This is a genomic window from Streptomyces sp. CB02923 (genome assembly GCF_001905005.1).
Classification (GTDB): domain Bacteria; phylum Actinomycetota; class Actinomycetes; order Streptomycetales; family Streptomycetaceae; genus Streptomyces.
This window is the reverse complement of sequence record NZ_LWKZ01000023.1, coordinates 153,645-173,157: the sequence shown is the minus strand read 5'-3', so window position 1 is coordinate 173,157 and position 19,513 is coordinate 153,645. Positions and strand designations below refer to the sequence as shown.

Genomic DNA, 19,513 nt, shown 5'->3' with positions numbered 1-19,513 from the left:
TTCCCCGCCCGGCTCGTCCCGCCTCGTCCACGTCAAGCAAGGGGGCCTCGTGTCACGTCCGTTCCGCTTCGGCGTCAACATGCTCACCATCGCATCGGGCTCCGCGTGGCGGCGGAAGTGCCGCCGGGCCGAGGACCTGGGGTACGACGTGGTGCTCGTCCCGGACCATCTCGGCCGGCCCGCCCCGTTCCCCGCGCTGGTCGCCGCCGCCGAGGCGACCGAGCGCCCTCGCCTGGGCACCTTCGTCCTCAACGCGGGTTTCTGGAACCCCGCCCTGCTCGCCCGCGAGGTGGCCACCACGGACCTGCTCACCGGCGGCAGGCTCGAACTGGGCCTGGGCACCGGATACGTACGCGCCGAGCACGACACGGCGGGCCTGCCCTGGGGCGCCCCCGGTGAGCGGGTGGCCCATCTCACGCACACGGTCGAGGAGTTGGAACGCCTCCTGGGCGACGCCGAGCATGAGCCGAAGGCGGCTCAGCGGCCCCGGCCGCCGTTGCTGATCGGCGGCAACGGCCCGCGTATGCTGCGCCTGGCCGCACGGTACGCCGACATCGTGGCGTTCACCGGCGGCCGGGCCGCCCCCGGCAAACCGGAGGGCACGCTCGAACTCCTGACCCCGGACGCGCTCGACGCCACACTCACCGCCTACCACAAGGCCGCCACGGACCGCGCGACCCCGGCGGAACTGAACATCCTGGTCCAGCAGGTCCTGGTCACCGACGACCGGCGTGCCACCGCCCGCGAGATCGCCGACCACGGCATCGGCGTCGACGAGGAACAGGCACTCCGGGTACCGACGTTCCTGATCGGCACCGCCTCGCAGATGGCCGAGCAGCTCCGGGAACACCGCGAGCGCTACGGCTTCTCGTACATCACCGTACTGGACCCCTTCATGGAGGCGTTCGCGCCGGTCGTCGAGGAACTGAAGGGAGACTGAGGGGGATCACGGTGCAGTGATCACAAGCGTTGTCGGCAGCCCGCACGGTCCGGCCCGTCCGCGTGCGGCACCTGGCCGTATGCGTGTGGTTCCCGGCCGTCCGCGTGCGGCACCTGGCCGTCCGCGTGCGGCTCCCGGCCGTCGACGAAGGTGACCGTCTCGGCGAGTGGCGCCCGGTCGATGGGGTCGTGGCGCGCGGCCGGGTCCTCGAATCCGATGGACAGGCCGCAGAAGAGGATCAGCCCGGGTGGGGGCGACACGGCTTCCGCAACGGTCCGGCGGTACACCGACCAGGCGACCTGCGGGCAGCTGTGCAGCCCCTCGGCGCGTATCAGCAGCATGACGGTCTGCAGGTACATGCCGAGGTCGGCCCATTGGGCCGCTCCCATGTCGCGGTCGATGTAGCAGAACAGGGCCGCGGGCGCGCCGAAGCAGTCCCAGTTCGCGGCGACGGACGCGGCGCGCGCCCGCCGGTCCTCGCGTGAGATCCCGAGGGCCGCGTAGCGCTGCTCCGCGGCGGCGGACCGGCGTTCCCGGTACGGGGACTTGAGTTCGTGCGGATACATCCGGTATTCCCGCTCATCGCCGGAGTCGCCCGCCTCCACCCGCTCTGCGGTGCGTTTCTTCAGCTCCGCCAGCGGCGCGCCGGTCAGTACGTAGAGGTGCCACGGCTGGAGGTTCGCCCCGGACGGCGACCGGGCGGCGGCGGACAATATCCGTTCCAGCGTTTCCCGGGGGACCGGCTCCCCGCGGAACCGTCGCACCGCACGCCGGCTCGCCACCGCTTCGTAGACGTCCAAGACAGGCTCCCTCGCGCATCGTTTCTCCGGCCCCTGCCGTGCACCTGGCACCGGGCTTCCATGATGGTGACGGTCAGCGACGGGGAAAGGTGACCGGTGAGCGGGTGACCGGTGAGCGCGCGCGACGGCCTCGCGGCGGGTTTCGAGTAAAGTAAAGAGAGGGTCAAGAGTGCAGGAGTGACGAGTGCTTTCTCGATGGTGGTACGCGCTGATCAGCGTCTCCTGCCTGCTGGGCTTCGTTGTGTCCGCGATCGTCGGGGACGTGGCCGACGAGCACGGGATCGGCTGGCTGTCCTCCGGCTGCGTCGCCGTCGGGGGCTGCCTGCTGGGCGTCGGCCTCGTCTTCGCCGGACGGGCCCTGCTGCCCGGCCGGCTCCGGCGGGCGATGTTCCGCGTCCCGCCCCCGGAGGGACGGCACCGTCGGCCGGACCGCGGCGCCGAACCCGCCGAAGGCGTCGTGCCGCGTCTCGAAGACCGGAAATGATGGCGGCGCACAGCCGTTCCGTGCTTGGCTCGCGGCCATGATCGATGTGCAGATACGGACGGCCGTACCGGGTGACGCCGAGCACGCGCTCGCCTTCTGGCGGGAAGCGGCGGAGGGCACCTCCATCACGGACGACGTGGCCGGGGTGACCCGCCTGATCGGCCGCGACCCGCAGGCCCTGATCCTCGCGGAGCACGGCGGGACCCTGGTGGGCTCCGTCATCGCCGGATACGACGGCTGGCGGTGTTCGCTGTACCGGCTCGCGGTACTCCCCCCGTACCGTCGGCAGGGCGTCGCGACGGCGCTGCTCGAAGCGGCCGAGCGGCGCTTCCTGGCCGTGGAGGGCAGGCGCGGCGACGCCATGGTCCTGGAATCGAACGAGCGGGCCCAGCGAGCGTGGTCGGCGGCCGGCTACCGGCGCGAGGACCACTGGCGGCGATGGGTGAAACCGCTGGCACAGGCTTGATCCGGCCCGCCCTTCCCCGCCCTTCCTCCTCCGTGCGACAGCCCGCCACCCGCTTTGCTCATCCTTTACCATGGATGTTTTCCCCGTCTCCCAGCGAAAGGAGTGAGCGTCCAGCCATGGGCGAGCCTCCCAGTTGTCATCCCGTCCGCGCCCGGAGCGCGAACCTCCCGGTCCTGTTCGATCATGGGACGGAGGTGACCCGATGACCGAGCTGCTCCTCCTGGCCGTGGCCCTGCTCCTGACCCTGGCCTGCGGTGTCTTCGTCGCGGCCGAGTTCTCGCTGACGACCGTCGAGCGCAGCGACCTGGAACGGGCCGTGGAGCACGGCGAGCGCGGCGCGGACAGCGCGCTCGCAGCCGTCCGCAGCCTGACGTTCCAGCTGTCCGGCGCGCAGCTCGGCATCACGGTGACCGGCCTGGTCATCGGCATGCTCGCCAAACCGTCGATCGCCGCCCTGCTGACGGGGCCGCTCGACGCCCTCGGCCTGCCGCCCTCCGCGGGGAACTCCGTGGCCCTGGTCCTCGGCACCGCGCTCTCCACGGTCGTCCTGATGGTGATCGGCGAGCTGGTCCCCAAGAACTGGGCCATCTCCAGCCCGCTGCCCGTCGCCCGCCGGGTCGCCACCGCGCAGCGCGGTTTCAGCGCCGCCTTCAGGCCGCTCATCGGGCACCTGAACAACACCGCGAACCGGATGATCCGCCGGATGGGCATGGAGCCCGCCGAGGAACTGGCCTCCGCCCGCGGCCCGCAGGAACTGGTCGCGCTGGCCCGGCACTCCGCCAAGGAAGGCGCCCTGGAAGCGGACACCGCCGAGCTGTTCGTCCGTACCCTCGCCCTCGCCGACCTGACCGCGGAGAACGTGATGACCCCGCGGGTCCAGGTCACCGCCCTGGACGTGCAGTCCACCGCGGAGGACGTGGCCGCCGCGACGCGCGCCACCGGCCTGTCCCGCTTCCCCGTCTACCGCGGGAGCCTGGACACCGTGGTGGGCGTCGCCCACATCAAGGACGTCCTGGCCGTCCCCGCCGAGCGCCGCTTCCGCCACCCGGTCTCCGAGCTGCTGCGCGAGCCGCTGCTCGTACCGGAGACGCTGACCGTCGACAAGCTGCTGGACCGGCTGTCCGGCAGGCAGACGATGGCGGTGGTCATCGACGAGTACGGCGGTACGGCCGGCGTCGCGACCCTGGAGGACATCGTCGAGGAGGTCGTCGGCGAGGTACGCGACGAGCACGACCCGATGGAGACCCCGGACCTGGCCCCGGCGGGCGAGGACGCGGACGGCCGGGCCCGCTACGAGGCGGACGGCGCCGTACGCACCGACCAGCTGGAGCAGATCGGCCTGAAGCTGCCGGAGGGCCCGTACGAGACCCTGGCGGGCCTGATCGCCACCGAGCTGGGCCGGATTCCGGCCGCCGGTGACCGCCTTGAGGCCGTCGGCTGGCGGATGGACGTCCTGGACGCCTCCGGTCACCGCGCGGCGCGGGTGCTGCTGCACACTCCGCTGCCGGGCAGCGGCGACGACGAGACCGGGGAGGAGACCCGATGACCGCGCTCCAGTTGTTCATCGGCCTGCTCACGCTGGTCGTCAACGCGTTCTTCGTGGGCGCCGAGTTCGCGATGATCTCGGTGCGCCGCAGCCAGATCGAACCGCACGCCGAGGACGGCGACCGCCGGGCGGACCGGGTCCTGTGGGGGCTCCAGCACGTCTCCGCCGTGATGGCGGCCGCGCAGCTGGGCATCACCCTGTGCACCCTGGTGCTCGGCGCCGTCGCCGAACCCGCCATCGCCCACCTCGTGGAACCGCTCTTCGACGCGGCCGGTATGCCGGACGCCCTGGTCCACCCCGTCTCCTTCGTCCTCGCGCTGGCGGTGGCGACGTATCTGCACATGCTCTTCGGCGAGATGGTGCCGAAGAACGTGGCACTGGCCGAGCCGGTGCGTACGGCCCTGCTGCTGGGGCCGCCGCTGGTCGCGCTGACCCGCGCGCTGCGGCCGGTGATCTTCGCGATCAACGCGTTCGCCAACATGCTGCTGCGGCTGCTGCGCGTGGAGGCCAAGGACGAGGTGGCCGCGACGTTCTCGGACGACCAGCTCGCGAAGATGGTCGAGGACTCGCAGGCCGCCGGGCTGCTGGACGACCGGGCGAAGGAGCGCCTGCGGGACGCCCTGGAGCTGGGCCGCCGTCCGGTCGCCGATGTGGTGGTGCCGGTGGAGAAGGTCGTCACGGCCCGGCTGGGCAGCACGCCGGAAGGCGTGGAGGAGCTGGCCGCCACCTCCGGGTTCTCGCGCTTCCCGGTCGTCGACGGCACCCAGCGCATCCTGGGGTACCTGCACGTCAAGGACGCTCTGGACGCCTCGCCGCGGAATCTGCCGTTCCCGCTGTCCGCGCTGCGGCCGATCGCCCGCGTACGGGCCGAGACGCCGCTCGACGACGTCCTGTCGGCGATGCGTGCCTCCCGCACGCACCTGGCGGCGGTCATCGGCAAGGACGGCCGTCTGGCGGGCCTGGTCACGATGGAGGACGTACTGCGGGAGCTGGTGCTGCAGCAGCAGCCCCGGAAGGCCGCTCCGGCGGGGGGCGCGGTCCGGCGGTAGGATTCCTCCCGCCATGGAGATCAATGCCACCTACACCAGTTTCGTCGCGGTGGGCGACAGCTTCACCGAAGGCATGTCCGACGCCCTGCCGGACGGCTCGTACCGGGGCTGGGCGGACCTGCTGGCCGCCCGGCTGGCGGCCCGCACCCCCGGCTTCCGCTACGCCAACCTCGCGGTGCGCGGCAAGCTGATCGCGCAGATCGTCGACGAGCAGTCCGGCCCGGCGTCCGCGATGGGCGCCGACCTGGTCACGCTGGTGGGCGGGCTGAACGACGTACTGCGCCCCAAGTGCGACGTCAACCGGGTCTGCGCCCTCCTGGAGGAGGCCGCGGGACGGCTGGCCAAGGACTGCGGACAGCTCGTCCTGATGCGCAGCCCCGGGCGACAGGGGCCGGTCCTGGAGCGGTTCCGGCCCCGCATGGAACAGCTCTTCGCGCACATCGACGCGCTGGCCGCACAGCACGACGCCATCGTCGTGGACCTCTTCTCGTCCCGCGCGCTGGCCGATCCCCGGATGTGGGCGGAAGACCGGCTCCACCTGAACAGGGCGGGACACGAGCGGGTGGCCGAGGCCGTCTGGCAGGCGCTCGGCTTCCCCGCCGAGTCCGACTGGGACGCGCCGCTGCCCACCTTCGTGCCCCCTGGGTGGGCCGCCCGGCGCACCTCGGACGTGCGCTTCGCGCGACAGCACCTAGCGCCGTGGATCGGCCGACGCCTGACCGGCCGCTCCAGCGGGGACGGCCGCGCGCCGAAGCGGCCTGACCTGCTGCCGTACGAGGGCTAGGGGTGTTTGTTCCGGGGGACGCGGCTGGCTGGTGTGTCGAGGCCCCGGAGGCCGCCGCCGACGCCATCGGCGCCGACCGCGTCGGCATCCGGCTCTTCCCCGGCGGCACCGTCCGGGACATGGCCGAGGAGGACGTTCCGGGACTGTACGGCGCCCTGTTCGACGCCCTGGCTCCGCTCGGCCTCGCTTACGTGCCCGTACTGGCCACGGCGGAGGAAGAGCTGCTCGTCTCCCTGCGCAAGGCGTGGCCGAACGCCTTCATCCTCAACCCGGGCGGGCGGATCGCACCGCGACCGGGAGCTCGGTGAGCGCCGGCTCGGTCTCGGAGCGGACCTCATCAGCCACGGACGCTCCTGCATCGCCAACCCCGACCTGGTCGAACGTCTCCGAGCCGGACTGCCGCTGCGCGACACCGGCCCGGCGACGGGGCACACGGGCGGCGCCACCGGATACCTCGACTTCCCGAGTCACCAGTACTGACCCGCTGCCGGAACAACCGGCGTGCGCGGCACCGGACTTCGATTCCGGGGCCGCTGATCAGTGCGACGCCCGGTAGCCGCCCTCAGCCCTCCGGGGGGCGCACGCCAGCGCCTCTGCGCCCCTTTTGCCAACCATCAGATGTTTATGCCTCCCGAACGCAAAGGCGCCCCCTTTCACGCCGTACCGGCGGCGCACTTCCACCTGTTTCGCTTATTGCCGCACACGGCCCTCTTGTTCACCAACGGCCGTTCGCCTCACTCCTGTTCACCTCCGGAGGAAATGTGCCCGTACCGGACCGCGTCCCCGACCGTGTCCCCGGTTCCGCAGTCGAAGAGAGCGCCCTCGATCCGTCCGATCCGTCCGCGGGGGGCGTGCTCACCAGTCTCAGCACCCAGGCCGCGCGCCAACTGGCGACCACCACCAAGACCCCACCCCAGATGCAGGCCATCACTTCCCGATGGCTGCTGAAGATGCTGCCGTGGGTGGACGTCAGAGGCGGCACCTACCGGGTCAACCGGCGCCTGCAACTCCGTACCGGCCGTGGCCGCGTCCAGTTCGAGCACAATGGCGCGGACGACATCAAGGTGATCCCGCAGACCCTCACCGAGCTGCCCGCCCTGCGCGGCTACTCCGACGCCGAGGTGCTCACGGATCTCGCCGGACGCTTCCGGGTCCGGGAGGTCCGGCCCGGCCAGGTCCTCTTCGAGGCGGGGCAGCCCGCCACCGAGGCGTACCTCGTCGTCCACGGGCGGTTCGCCCGCTACGCGCCCGGCAAGTACGGCGAGGAGGAGATCGTCGGTGTCGTCACGGACGGCGACCAGATCGGGGACGAGGCGATCGGCCGCCCCGACCCGCGGTGGCCGACGTCGGTACGGGCCGAGACCGCGGGCGTCCTGCTGGCGCTTCCCTGGGACACGATCCGGGAGTTCACCGACCGCGCGCCCTCCCTGGCCGCGCACCTGGCCGCGTACGCGGAACGGCAGCGGCTGCCGATGAACCGCCGGGGCGAGGCGGACGTACCGGTGCAGGCGGGACACGTCGGCGAACCGGCACTGCTCGGCGGATTCGCCGACTACGACCTCACCCCTCGGGAGTACGCACTCTCGCTGACCCAGAGCGTGCTGCGCGTGCACTCCCGGGTCGCCGATCTCTACAACGAGCCGATGGACCAGACGCAGCAGCAACTCCGGCTCACCGTCGAGGAGATCCGCGAGCGCCAGGAGTGGGAGCTGGTGAACAACCGGGAGTTCGGGCTGCTGCACAACGCCGACTACGGGCAGCGCATCAGTACCCACACCGGCCCGCCCACCCCCGACGACATGGACGAGCTGCTGTCCATGCGCCGTAAGACCCGGTTGTTCCTGGCCCATCCGAAGGCGATTGCCGCCTTCTTCCGGCAGTGCAACAAGCGCGGCCTCGTACCGGGCTCGGCGGACGTCAACGGGCATCAGGTCCCGGCCTGGCGCGGGGTCCCGATCTTCCCGTGCGGCAAGATCCCCGTCAGCGAGACGCACACCAGCAGCATCATCGCGCTGCGGACCGGCGAGGACGACCAGGGCGTCGTCGGCCTGTACCGGACGGGGCTCCCCGAGGAGCACCAGCCCGGCCTGAACGTCCGCTTCATGGGCATCGACCAGGCCGCCGTCATCAACTACCTCGTCACCGCCTACTACTCGCTGGCCATCCTCGTGCCGGACGCGGCCGGTGTCCTGGAGAACGTCCAGCTCGGCCGGACCGCCGACTGACCTGTGGAGTACGGACCATGAGCACATCCAGTACGACCACCACCACCTCCGCGTTCAGGATGCCCGGCCCGCCGAGCCTCGCCCCTGCCCGGCCGACCCGGCGCGGCGGCGCCGTCCCCGGGCTGCGGTACCGGCCGGCCGCCCCGGCCGACCCGGAGAAGGCCGCGGAGATCGACCGCAGGCTGGAGGACTGGGCCCGCGGGCTGGACCTGTTCCCCGCGCAGTGGTCCGGTGAGTTCACCGGCTTCCGGTTCGGCCGGGCCGTCGTCCTGCAGCATCCCGAAGCGGCCGACCTCGAACGCCTCACCGCCGCGGGCAAACTGCTGCTGGCCGAGAACATCGTCGACAACTGCTATTGCGAGGAGGACGAGGGCAAGGGCGGCGCGCGCCGCGGACTGGGCGGCCGGCTGATCATCGCCCAGTCGGCCCTGGACCCGTTCCACGGCACCCCGGAGACGGATGAGGAGTGGCGCCAGGGCGTGCAGGCCGACGGGCCCCTGCGCTCGTACTACTGGGCTGTGAAGGACTACGCGGCCCTGGCGACCCCCAGCCAGACCGCCCGGTTCCTCCACGACATGGCCCGGCTGCACCTCGGCTATCTCGCCGAAGCGTCCTGGGCGGAGGCACGGCACATGCCGCGTGTCTGGGAGTACCTGGTCATGCGGCAGTTCAACAACTTCCGCCCCTGCCTGTCGATCGTCGACGCCGTGGACGGCTACGAGCTGCCCGAGGCCGTGTACGCCCGCCCGGAGATCCAGCGGATCACCGCCCTGGCCTGCAACGCCACCACCATCGTCAACGACCTCTACTCCTTCACCAAGGAGCTGGCGAGCGACCCGGACCATCTCAACCTGCCCCAGGTGGTGGCCGCCAACGACCGGCGCGGCCTGAAGGCCGCCTACCTGAAGAGTGTCGACATCCACAACCAGATCATGGAGGCGTACGAGACGGAGGCGGCCGAGCTGGCCGGGACCTCCCCGCTCGTGGAGCGCTACACCCGGAGCCTGTCCGACTGGGTGGCCGGCAACCACGAATGGCACGCCACCAACAGCGACCGCTACCACCTGCCCAACTACTGGTAGACCGATCCAGCGCACCACGGCAAGGAGTCACCGTTGACCACTGCGCACGTCCCCGCCGCACGCCCGCTCATGCCGGCCTGCTCCACGTACCAGGCCCGCGTCGCGGACTACTGGAACACCGAGGAGAACCCGGTCAACCTGGAGCTCGGCAAGATCGACGACCTGTACCACCACCACTACGGCATCGGGGAGGCCGACCGGTCCGTACTGGACGAGCCGGACCCCGTCCGGCGCCGCGAACGCCTCACCGGCGAACTGCACCGCCTCGAACACGCCCAGGCCGAGCTGCTCGCCTCCCACCTCGGTGCGCTGACACCCGGCGACCGCGTCTTCGACGCCGGGTGCGGACGCGGCGGCGGCAGCGTGGTCGCGCACCTGCGCCACGGCTGCCACAGCGACGGGGCCACCATCTCCGCCAAGCAGGCCGACTTCGCCAATGAGCAGGCCCGCAAGCGCGGTATCGCCGACAAGGTGCGCTACCACCACCGCAACATGCTCGACACCGGCTTCGCCACCGGCGCGTACGCCGCGTCCTGGAACAACGAGTCGACCATGTACGTCGAGCTGGACCTGCTGTTCGCCGAGCACGCGCGGCTGCTGCGGCGCGGCGGGCGCTATGTGACGATCACCGGCTGTTACAACGACGCCTACGGGCGCGCCTCCCGCGAGGTGTCCCTCATCAACGCCCACTACATCTGCGACATCCATCCGCGGTCGGCGTACTTCCGCGCGATGGCCCGCCACCGGCTGGTCCCCGTACACGTCCAGGACCTCACCGAGGTCACGCTGCCGTACTGGGAACTGCGCAGCCAGGCCGATCACCTGGTCACGGGCATTGAGGAAACCTTTCTGACCGCGTACCGCAACGGCAGCTTCCAGTACCTGCTGATCGCCGCCGACCGGATCTGAGGAGCGTCCCGGCGGCCCCGCCGGCCCGGCCACGAGCCGCCCGGCGGGGCCGCCGCGCTTCCCGGGGCCGGGCCGCGGGGGGCCTCTGGCGGCTGCCTCCGCTTCCCGCCCACCAGCCCAGTCAATCCAGAAAATGAACAGTTCTCCCAGGTCAGAGGGCTGGCATTCGGGGCTGTCGGGTGACCAGTAGAATCTCGTCACGTGACTGCCAAGCCCCGCATTCCGAATGTCCTGGCCGGCCGCTACGCCTCTGCGGAGCTCGCCGTCCTGTGGTCCCCCGAGTACAAGGTCAAGCTGGAGCGCAAGCTGTGGCTCGCGGTGCTCCGCGCGCAGAAGGACCTCGGAGTGGAGGTGCCCGAGGGGGCCCTCGCCGACTACGAGCGGGTGCTGGAGAACGTCGACCTGGCGTCGATCGCCGAGCGGGAGAAGGTCACCCGGCACGACGTCAAGGCCCGTATCGAGGAGTTCAACGCGCTCGCCGGGCACGAGCAGGTCCACAAGGGCATGACCTCGCGCGACCTGACCGAGAACGTCGAGCAGCTGCAGATCCGGCTGTCGCTGGAGCTGATGCGCGACCGTACGGTCGCCGTCCTGGCGCGGCTGGGCCGGCTCGCCGGTGAGCACGCCGAGCTGGTCATGGCGGGGCGTTCGCACAACGTCGCGGCCCAGGCGACCACGCTGGGCAAGCGCTTCGCGAGCGCCGCCGACGAGCTGCTGGTGGCGCACGGGCGCCTCACCGACCTGCTGACCCGCTACCCGCTGCGCGGCATCAAGGGCCCGGTCGGCACGGCGCAGGACATGCTGGACCTGCTGGGCGGCGACGCCGCGAAGCTGGCCGACCTGGAGCAGCGGATCGCCGGCCACCTCGGCTTCGGCCAGGCGTTCACCTCCGTCGGCCAGGTCTATCCGCGCTCGCTGGACTACGACGTGGTCACCGCGCTGGTGCAGCTGGCCGCGGCGCCGTCCTCGCTCGCCAAGACCATCCGCCTGATGGCCGGCCACGAGCTGGTGACCGAGGGCTTCAAGCCCGGCCAGGTGGGCTCGTCCGCGATGCCGCACAAGATGAACACCCGCTCCTGCGAGCGCGTCAACGGCCTGATGGTCATCCTGCGCGGCTATGCCTCGATGGCCGGCGAGCTGTCCGGCGACCAGTGGAACGAGGGCGACGTGTCCTGCTCGGTGGTGCGCCGGGTCGCGCTGCCGGACTCCTTCTTCGCCCTGGACGGGCTGCTGGAGACGTTCCTGACCGTGCTGGACGAGTTCGGCGCCTTCCCCGCCGTCGTCGCGCGGGAGCTGGACCGCTATCTGCCGTTCCTCGCCACGACCAAGGTGCTCATGGGCGCCGTACGGGCCGGGGTGGGCCGCGAGGTGGCGCACGAGGCGATCAAGGAGAACGCGGTCGCCGCGGCGCTCGCCATGCGCGAACAGGGCGCGGAGCGCAACGAGCTGCTGGACAAGCTGGCGGCGGACGAGCGGATCCCGCTGGACAAGGCGCAGTTGGACGCGCTGATGGCCGACAAGCTGTCCTTCACGGGCGCCGCCGCCGACCAGGTGGCCGCCGTCGTGTCCCGCGTCGAGGAGATCACCAAGCAGTACCCGGAAGCCGCGGCGTACACGCCGGGCTCCATCCTGTGAGGCTCCGCTGAGATGGGATTCACTCCCGAGGAACTGCAGGCCGCGCGCGGCCGCCTCGTCCCCGACGTGGCGGCGCCCGGCCTGCGGGTGCTTTTCTGCGGTATCAACCCCGGGCTGATGTCGGCCGCCGCTGGCCATCACTTCGCCCGGCCCGGCAACCGCTTCTGGCCGGTCCTGCACGCGTCCGGGTTCACGCCGCGGGTGCTGCGGCCCGCCGAGCAGGAGGAGATGCTCGCGTACGGCATCGGCATCACCAATGTCGTGGAGCGGGCGAGCGCCAGGGCCGACGAGCTGACCGCCGAGGAGTTCCGCGAGGGCGGGCGGCAGCTGGCCGAGAAGGTGCGGCGGCTGCGGCCGGAGTGGCTCGCGGTGGCCGGGGTGACGGCCTACCGGGTGGCTTTCGACGACAAGCACGCCCGGGTCGGGCCGCAGGACCGCACGATCGGTGGTACCCGCATCTGGGTGCTGCCCAATCCGAGCGGGCTCAATGCCCACTGGTCGCCGGCCGCCCTGGCGGAGGAGTACGGGCGGCTGCGCGCGGCGGCTTTCGCCGAAGAGGCCGAGGAAGGTGACACGCGGGACGTGTGAGTCGCGCGTTACGGGTAAGGCGTGCGTTGTGTGTAGGACGCACAGAGTAGTGGGGCGGTGCGGAGCGTTTAGGCCGTTCGGGAGTGTTACGCCGGACGGATACGGCCAGTGAGCCGATAAGCCGCCAGGCGTTCCGTTGGCCCCATTCGTGTCGTTCCTATGCTGGTTATGCCGATTTCGACCATTGCGTTGATACTCGGAGGTACCCATGTGCCGCTCAGCCCCTAGCGACAGGACGAGATGACTACCGGTCAGCCTCAGCCGCCGCGCGTCCGGCGGAACAAGCGGTCGGACGGAGGAAGAAACTCCGACACCGACCGGCTGCTGCGCACCCTGCTGCGCCGACGCAAAAACCAGCTCAGTGTCGAGGAAGTCACCGTCACCCCCGGACCGCAGGTTCGCCGCGCGGTCACGGCGGCCGCCCTCGGCAACACGATGGAGTGGTTCGACTTCGGGGTCTACGCCTATCTGGCGGCCACGATGGGCAAGGTCTTCTTCCCGTCCAGCTCCCCCGGCGCCCAGCTCGTCTCCACCTTCGCCACCTTCGCCGCCGCCTTCCTTGTGCGGCCGCTCGGCGGTCTGGTCTTCGGACCGCTGGGCGACCGCATCGGACGGCAGCGGGTCCTGGCCGCCACCATGATCATGATGGCGATCAGCACCTTCGCGGTCGGCTTCCTGCCCGGCTACGACTCCATCGGCTTCGCGGCGCCCCTGCTGCTGCTCCTGTGCCGACTGGTGCAGGGCTTCTCCACCGGTGGTGAGTACGCCGGTGCCACGACCTATATCGCCGAGTACGCCCCGGACAAGCGCCGCGGCTTCCTCGGCAGCTGGCTCGACTTCGGCACCTTCGTCGGCTACGCCCTCGGCTCGGGCCTGGTCACCGTGCTCACCGCCGTACTGGGTACGGACGGCCTGGAGAGCTGGGGATGGCGCATCCCCTTCATGGTGGCCGGGCCGCTCGGCCTGATCGGCCTCTACATGCGCATGAAGCTGGAGGAGACCCCGGCCTTCAAGCAGGAGGCGGAGGCCGCGCGGCAGGAGGCCGAGAACGCGGCCGCCGGCGACACCCCCATCGAGGAGGCCCGGCAGTCGGGCAAGGGCCGGCTGAAGGAGATCTTCACCGGGCACTGGGAAGCCGTGCTGATCTGCATGGGGTTGGTGCTGCTGTACAACGTCACCAACTACATGGTGACGTCCTACCTTCCCACCTTCATGACCGAGACGCTCGGCGAGGACGCCACGACGGCGCAGCTGATGGTCCTGGGGACCATGGTCGTCGTCGCACTGTCGATCACGACCGTGGGCCGCACCTCGGACCGGTGGGGCCGCCGGCCGGTGTTCATGGTGTCCAGCGTCGCGCTCGTGGTGCTGGCCTACCCGGCGTTCCTGCTGATCCGCGAAGGCGGGATCCTGCTGCCCTCCCTCGGGTGCCTCGTCCTGGGCCTGCTGCTGGTGTGCTTCGCGGGCACCTCCGCCTCGACGCTGCCGGCGCTCTTCCCCACCCATCTGCGCTACGGGGCGCTGTCCATCGCGTTCAACATCTCCGTCTCGCTCTTCGGCGGTACCACTCCGCTGGTGGCCTCCGCGCTGGTGGCGTCCACGGGCAGTCATATGATCCCCGCGTACTACCTGATGGTGGCGGGCGTCATCGGCTTCATCGCCGCCTTCTTCCTGCACGAGACGGCGGGCAAGCCGCTGCGGGGGTCCGGCCCGATGGTCGAGACCCCGGAGCAGGCCCGCGAGCTGGTGGCCCACAGCCGGACCGAGGCGGGGCGCCAGGCCCGGGACATCTGGATCCGCCTGCGCCACCCCTGGGCGCACCAACGCGACAAGCAGGGCGAGCAGGACAAGTAGACCGAGCCGGACGAACCGTCCGCACGGAGACACGGGGGCGGCCGCGCCGGTACGGTCCGCGCGCGGCCCCCGCAGCCCACGGGCCCAGGACGGGTGGCGTCGGCGGTGCCACCGGTCCGCGACGGGCCGACGGCACCCCTGCCGCCACCCGTTTCCCGTGCTCAGCCCGCGGTGTCCGCGCGGCCCACCGCCGCCAGCAGCTGGAAGACCGGCATCCCGGGCCCGCCCTCCCCCAGGCCGACCGCGATCCAGCGCCCTTCGGCACGCCAGGCGTGCACGCGCGGGACCTGGCCGCACAGGACACCGAGCGGCGGCCGGACGGGCATCCCCATGGCGACCCGCTCCAGATGGTCCGCCAGGTCGAGCACCTCGGGCTCGCCCCAGCGTAAGCAGAGAGCCGATATGAGTCCCTCCAGCTCGGCCCGGTACTCCTGCGCGGTCTCCTGGACGTCGGCGGGGTCGGCGTCCCAGAGCTGCTCGTCACCGCGCAGCTGGGCGACGTGGAATCCCGGGCCGCTCTCGACCATGGCGGAGCGGACCGGCTCGTCGGGGAAGTCGCGGCCGCGGAGGAGGTCGATGGCGGTGAGGTGCTGTGCCGTGGTCGTGTTCGTCATGCCGTCAGTAAACAGCCAGGGTCTGACAATTGGCCGCGCGTCAGGCTCCCGGCGGCCGCCGCCGGACCCCGGCCACCGGCACGAAGGGCACCGCCCCGCGCTTCCCGCACGGTCCGCCGGCTGTGCCCCGTGCGCCGCCCGGGACTCGCCGCACACCGGCTGACCGGCTACGATCCGCCACACACGCAAAGCGAGGGAGACGGACGGTGGGGCGGCTAACCGGCGGGGACCCCTCTCTGCTGCGACGGATCAACTCCGCGGTGGTGCTGCACGCGCTGCGCGCCGCCGACTCCCCGACCCTGACCCACCTCGTGGAAGTGACCGGCCTGTCGCGGCCCACCGTCGAGGGCGTGGTCGAGGGCCTGATCGAGTCCGGCCTGGTGGTCGAGGTGCCCGCCGACGAGGGCGCCGCCCGCCGTCAGGGCCGCCCGGCCCGCCGCTTCCGCTTCCGTACCGAGGCCGGGCACCTGCTCGGCATCGAGATCGGTCCGCACCGGGTGGCGGCCCTGCTGTCGGACCTCGGCGGGCGGGTGCTCGGCTCCGCCCAGCGCGCGGTCGGGGAGTCGGCGCCCGCGGACGAACGGCTGGAGAAGGTGCGGGCCGCGGTGGCCGAGCTGCTGCGGCGGGCGGGGGTCGCCCGCAGTTCGCTGCGGGCGGTCGGGGTGGGCAGCCCCGGCATCGTGGAGGCGGACGGCACCGTACGGCTGGGCACGGCGCTCCCGGGCTGGACCGGGCTGCCGCTCGGCGAACGGCTGCGCCGCTCCTTCCGGTGCCCCGTCCTGGTCGAGAACGACGCGAACGCCGCCGCCGTGGCCGAGCACTGGAAAGGCGCGGCCACCGGCTCGGACGACATCGTGTTCGTCCTCGCGGGGCTGAGCCCGGGGGCCGGCGCGCTGATCGGCGGGCGGCTGCACCGCGGCTTCGGCGGCGCCGCCGGGGAGATCGGCGCGCTGCACCTGCTGGGGCGCGAGGCCACTCCGGAGAAGCTGCTGTCCACGACCGGGCAGCCGCTGCACCCGCTGGACGAGGCGCAGGTGGCGCGGGTGTTCGCCCTCGCGCGCGACGGTGACACGCGGGCCCGGGACGCGATGGACCGTTTCCTCCAGCGCCTGGTGCACGACGTCGCGGCCCTGGTGCTCGCCCTCGACCCGGAACTGGTGATCGTCGGTGGCTGGGCCGCCGGCCTGGACGACGTACTGGAGCCGCTCCGCGCCGAACTGGCCCGCTACTGCCTGCGGCCGCCCCAGGTGGCCCTGTCCGTGCTCGGCGAAGCGGCGGTGGCCACGGGCGCCCTGCGGCTCGCACTGGACCACGTCGAGGGCGAACTGTTCGCGGTGGACGCGACGGTCACGGCACGGCGCTGAGCACGCCGCAGGCCGGTGCGGGCTTTCGTACGGGGCGGACGGTACGGGGCGGGCGGTACGGGGCCTGGCCCTACAGGTGGGTGGGTCCAGACCCACTCCGGTGCCGATCCGGGACTGCGCGGGCTCCGTGCGGTGCACAGTGGGGTCACCGAGCCGCTCCGGCCAGGTCGGCGCGCGCTGCGGAACCGCGGGTGCCACGGCCGGGGCGCCGCAGCAGAAGAAAGGATTGTGCGACCGATGGTGTCGTGGGTGGGCAGTGCTTGCGTGGGATTCGTGCGGGCGTGTGCCGTGGTGGCCGTCGTCATGCTGGCCCCGGCGGTCTGGGCCGCCGCCGTGGCCCTGGGGATCTGGTGGGGAGCGGGAAACCCGTGGTCGTGGGCAGCGCCGTCCGTCCTGGTGTGCGTGGGGACGCTCGCCCTGTCCCGCCCGGTCTGCCGGATGGTCCGCTTCCTCGTCGCCAAGTGGACGGCCACCGTCGTGCCCGCCGACTACCAGCAGGCGGTGCCGGTGGTGCGCCTGTCCACCGGCTACTGGTGGAACGGCTTCTCCTACGAGCGCACGCGCCGTGACGCCCTCCTCGACCAGCGGTGGCGGCTCCGGTGGAAGGACCCCGCCACGTGGCGGGACCTGCGCTTCACCGTGATCGCACCGGTCGTCGCCGGTGCGCTCCCGGCCGTCCCGCCGGCCGCCGTCGCCGTGGCGGTCCTCGGCTTCAGCCGGGCGGAACTCCCCGCGCTCCTCGTCGGCGTGCTCGCCGCGGTCGTGGCCATCTCCGGCGCCCCGTACGCCTGGCGGTCCGTGGAGCCGGTGGCCGTCCGGTTCCTGCGCCCTTCGCGAGCGATGGTCCTGGCGGACCGGGTGGACGAACTGACGGCCCAGCGGGCGGACACGACCGTCGCGCAGGCCGCCGAGATCCGCCGGATCGAACAGGATCTGCACGACGGGGCGCAGGCCCGCCTGGTCGGGCTCGGGCTGTCCCTGGCGACCGCGGAGAGACTGCTGGCGTCCGACCCCGACCAGGCCAGGGCGCTGATGCGGGAAGCGCGGATCAGCGCGACCGCGTCGCTGACCGAACTCCGCGAACTGGTCAGGGGCATCAACCCGCCGGTGCTGAACGAGCGGGGACTCGTCGACGCCGTACGGGCCTTCGCCCTGGACAGCCCGCTCGAAGCGGCTGTCAGCGCCGACGTCCGGCTCTGTCTGGACCCGCCGGTCGAGTCCGCGGTGTACTTCGGTGTCGCCGAGCTGATGACCAACGCGGTCAAGCACGCCCACGCGACCCGGGCGCGGATCTCCCTCACCCGGGACGCCACCGGCCTCGTCGTCGACGTCGAGGACGACGGCTACGGCGGAGCCTTCGAGGGGGTCGGAGGTGGACTCGCGGGGCTGCGCCGCCGCCTCGCGGTCTTCGACGGCGCCCTGGAGATCACCAGTCCGGCAGGCGGTCCGACCCGGGTGAGGATGATGGTGCCATGCGCATCGTTGTAGCCGAAGACCTCTACCTCCTGCGTGACGGGATGGTCCGCCTCATCGAGGCGTGCGGGCATCAGGTGGTGGCGACGGCGGCCACCGGGCCCGAAACACTCGACGCCCTGCTGACGTGGCGGCCGGACGTCGCCGTCGTCGACGTCCGTATGCCACCGACCCAGTCGGACGAGGGCCTGCGCGCGGCCCTCGCCGCCCGCCGGGAAGCGCCCGGACTGCCGGTCCTCGTCCTGTCCCAGCACGTGGAGCAGCTCTACGCCCGCGAACTCCTGGCCGACGGCACCGGTGGCATCGGCTACTTCCTCAAGGAGAGCGTGTTCGACGCCGACCAGTTCATGGACGCACTGGAACGTGTCGCCGGGGGCGGGACCGCCATGGACCCGGCCGTCATCGCCAAACTGCTGTCCAGCGGCTCCTCGAACCGACGGCTCACCGACCTCACCGAACGCGAGCACTCCGTCCTCGGCCTGATGGCCGAAGGACTGTCCAACCAGGCCATCGGACGGCGGCTCTTCCTCAGCGACAGCACCATCAGCAAGTACACCACCTCCATGTTCGGCAAACTCGGCATCACCGACGACGACAGCAACAACCGCCGCGTCCTCGCCGTCCTCACGTACCTGAACAATCCCTGACCGCGGCTTCGGCGTGAGCGGCCTCCGTGGCACGGCAACCACTGGAAAGCCGCGGTGGGGCCCGGTTCCCGGCGTGACGCGGGGGCGTTGTCAGACCCCCCGGCTAATGTGCTGAGCAGTGGCCCCGCGGCCTGGCCGAGCAGGCATCACGGGGACGGTCAGCTGCGGTTACCGAGCCGGGGAGAGCGCGATGAGCGAGGAACAGCGATCCGCCACATATCCGTCGTCCGCCGGGTATGCGCGGGTCAACGGCCTGAATCTGTACTACGAGATCCACGGCACGGGACAGCCCCTGGTCCTGCTGCACGGCGGGCTGCACACCATCGACCTGAGCTTCGGCGGCATACTGCCCGCGCTCGCCACGACGCGGCAGGTCGTCGCCGTCGAGCTGCAAGGGCACGGGCGCACCGGCGACATCGACCGGGACCCCACGCTGCCGTACCTGGCCGACGACGTGGTGGGGCTGCTGGACCACCTCGGGATCGGCCGGGCGGACTTCTTCGGGTTCAGCCTCGGCGGCCTGACCGCTCTTCAGCTGACGCTCACCCGGCCCGCGCGCGTCAACCGGCTGGTGCTCGCGTCCACGCACTACCGTCCCGACGGCTTCCATCAGGAAATCCTCGACCCGCAGGCCCAGCCGGGCTCCCCGCGGATGCCCACCGAAAGCGACTTCCAGGAGATGTACGAGGCGTATACGAAGGTCGCCCCCGACCCGGGCCGCTTCGAGGCGTTCGCCGAGAAACTGCAACCGACGGTGCACGCGTTCGAGGGCTGGCCCGACCGGGCCCTGGCCGGAATGGAAGCGCCGGTCCTCCTGCTGGTCGGGGACACCGACTTCGTCCGGCTGGAGCACGCCGTCGAGATGCACGAGCTGATCCCCGGCTCCCGGCTCGGCGTGCTCCCGGGGACGACCCACAGCAACCTGCCGCGGCGGGCGGACCTCGTCGTGCCGATGGTGCGGGCGTTCCTGACTCCGTCGGCCGACGCACCGGCGACGGACCCACGGGCCGTCGACGCACCACCGGCCGACGGCATACCGTCCGCCGGGTGACG

18 protein-coding genes and 1 pseudogene are annotated in these 19,513 nt (G+C 71.8%); 17 read left to right on the top strand and 2 right to left on the bottom strand.

What is annotated here, in order from left to right; all coding sequences use genetic code 11:
- Positions 1 to 49: 49 nt before the first annotated feature.
- Positions 50 to 940 (top strand): LLM class F420-dependent oxidoreductase, encoded by an 891-nt coding sequence (locus A6A06_RS19360; RefSeq protein WP_073762551.1) that lies wholly within the window; start codon positions 50 to 52, stop codon positions 938 to 940.
- A 137-nt stretch (positions 941 to 1,077) separates the two neighbouring features.
- Here A6A06_RS19360 and A6A06_RS19355 read toward each other — a convergent pair.
- Positions 1,078 to 1,740 (bottom strand): annotated as a pseudogene (locus A6A06_RS19355) (nitroreductase); the annotation flags it as partial.
- A 184-nt stretch (positions 1,741 to 1,924) separates the two neighbouring features.
- Between A6A06_RS19355 and A6A06_RS19350 the strand changes: the two are divergent.
- The 12 genes from A6A06_RS19350 (at position 1,925) to proP (ending at position 14,362) form a co-directional block, all read left to right on the top strand.
- Positions 1,925 to 2,224: a hypothetical protein gene (locus tag A6A06_RS19350; protein ID WP_073762550.1), complete on the top strand. Its 300-nt coding sequence runs from the start codon at positions 1,925 to 1,927 to the stop codon at positions 2,222 to 2,224.
- Between the two features lie 37 nt (positions 2,225 to 2,261).
- A complete protein-coding gene (locus A6A06_RS19345; protein WP_073762549.1) occupies positions 2,262 to 2,690 on the top strand; it encodes a GNAT family N-acetyltransferase in 429 nt (142 codons plus the stop codon).
- A gap of 202 nt (positions 2,691 to 2,892) precedes the next feature.
- On the top strand, positions 2,893 to 4,236 hold the full coding sequence (locus A6A06_RS19340; protein WP_073762548.1) for a hemolysin family protein: 1,344 nt from the start codon (positions 2,893 to 2,895) through the stop codon (positions 4,234 to 4,236).
- On the top strand, positions 4,233 to 5,285 hold the full coding sequence (locus A6A06_RS19335; protein WP_073762547.1) for a hemolysin family protein: 1,053 nt from the start codon (positions 4,233 to 4,235) through the stop codon (positions 5,283 to 5,285). Before A6A06_RS19340 ends, A6A06_RS19335 begins: the two co-directional genes overlap by 4 nt.
- 13 nt (positions 5,286 to 5,298) lie before the next feature.
- Positions 5,299 to 6,069, top strand: a complete 771-nt coding sequence (locus A6A06_RS19330) for an SGNH/GDSL hydrolase family protein (RefSeq protein WP_073762546.1) — start codon at positions 5,299 to 5,301, stop codon at positions 6,067 to 6,069.
- A gap of 2 nt (positions 6,070 to 6,071) precedes the next feature.
- Positions 6,072 to 6,377: a hypothetical protein gene (locus A6A06_RS19325; RefSeq protein WP_073762545.1), complete on the top strand. Its 306-nt coding sequence runs from the start codon at positions 6,072 to 6,074 to the stop codon at positions 6,375 to 6,377.
- A 453-nt stretch (positions 6,378 to 6,830) separates the two neighbouring features.
- The gene (locus A6A06_RS19320; RefSeq protein ID WP_073762544.1) at positions 6,831 to 8,294 is read left to right on the top strand and encodes a family 2B encapsulin nanocompartment shell protein; all 1,464 of its coding nucleotides are present in this window, start codon (positions 6,831 to 6,833) and stop codon (positions 8,292 to 8,294) included.
- Between the two features lie 17 nt (positions 8,295 to 8,311).
- The gene (locus A6A06_RS19315; protein WP_073762543.1) at positions 8,312 to 9,376 is read left to right on the top strand and encodes a family 2 encapsulin nanocompartment cargo protein terpene cyclase; all 1,065 of its coding nucleotides are present in this window, start codon (positions 8,312 to 8,314) and stop codon (positions 9,374 to 9,376) included.
- Positions 9,377 to 9,445: 69 nt separating this feature from the next.
- Complete coding sequence (locus A6A06_RS19310) at positions 9,446 to 10,285, top strand: geranyl diphosphate 2-C-methyltransferase (protein ID WP_073763227.1); 840 nt, start codon at positions 9,446 to 9,448, stop codon at positions 10,283 to 10,285.
- 201 nt (positions 10,286 to 10,486) lie between these two features.
- Positions 10,487 to 11,920, top strand: coding sequence for an adenylosuccinate lyase (gene purB, locus A6A06_RS19305; protein WP_073762542.1), 1,434 nt, complete (start codon positions 10,487 to 10,489; stop codon positions 11,918 to 11,920).
- Positions 11,921 to 11,932: 12 nt separating this feature from the next.
- Positions 11,933 to 12,508, top strand: a complete 576-nt coding sequence (gene mug / locus A6A06_RS19300) for a G/U mismatch-specific DNA glycosylase (protein WP_073762541.1) — start codon at positions 11,933 to 11,935, stop codon at positions 12,506 to 12,508.
- 321 nt (positions 12,509 to 12,829) lie between these two features.
- The gene (gene proP / locus A6A06_RS19295; RefSeq protein ID WP_199931086.1) at positions 12,830 to 14,362 is read left to right on the top strand and encodes a glycine betaine/L-proline transporter ProP; all 1,533 of its coding nucleotides are present in this window, start codon (positions 12,830 to 12,832) and stop codon (positions 14,360 to 14,362) included.
- A 161-nt stretch (positions 14,363 to 14,523) separates the two neighbouring features.
- On the opposite strand, the gene A6A06_RS19290 is transcribed toward proP, so the two are convergent.
- Complete coding sequence (locus A6A06_RS19290) at positions 14,524 to 14,976, bottom strand: hypothetical protein (RefSeq protein ID WP_073762539.1); 453 nt, start codon at positions 14,974 to 14,976, stop codon at positions 14,524 to 14,526.
- Positions 14,977 to 15,182: 206 nt separating this feature from the next.
- Between A6A06_RS19290 and A6A06_RS19285 the strand changes: the two genes are divergently transcribed.
- From A6A06_RS19285 to A6A06_RS19270, 4 genes are all read left to right on the top strand, one after another.
- Positions 15,183 to 16,340, top strand: a complete 1,158-nt coding sequence (locus A6A06_RS19285; RefSeq protein ID WP_073762538.1) for an ROK family transcriptional regulator — start codon at positions 15,183 to 15,185, stop codon at positions 16,338 to 16,340.
- A gap of 237 nt (positions 16,341 to 16,577) precedes the next feature.
- On the top strand, positions 16,578 to 17,828 hold the full coding sequence (locus A6A06_RS19280) for a sensor histidine kinase (protein ID WP_073762537.1): 1,251 nt from the start codon (positions 16,578 to 16,580) through the stop codon (positions 17,826 to 17,828).
- Positions 17,813 to 18,460 carry a response regulator transcription factor gene (locus A6A06_RS19275; protein WP_073762536.1) on the top strand — a complete coding sequence of 216 codons (648 nt, stop codon included), beginning with the start codon at positions 17,813 to 17,815 and terminating at the stop codon, positions 18,458 to 18,460. The genes A6A06_RS19280 and A6A06_RS19275 overlap by 16 nt, the downstream gene beginning before the upstream one ends.
- Positions 18,461 to 18,650: 190 nt before the next feature.
- Positions 18,651 to 19,511: an alpha/beta fold hydrolase gene (locus A6A06_RS19270; RefSeq protein WP_073762535.1), complete on the top strand. Its 861-nt coding sequence runs from the start codon at positions 18,651 to 18,653 to the stop codon at positions 19,509 to 19,511.
- Positions 19,512 to 19,513 lie beyond the last annotated feature (2 nt).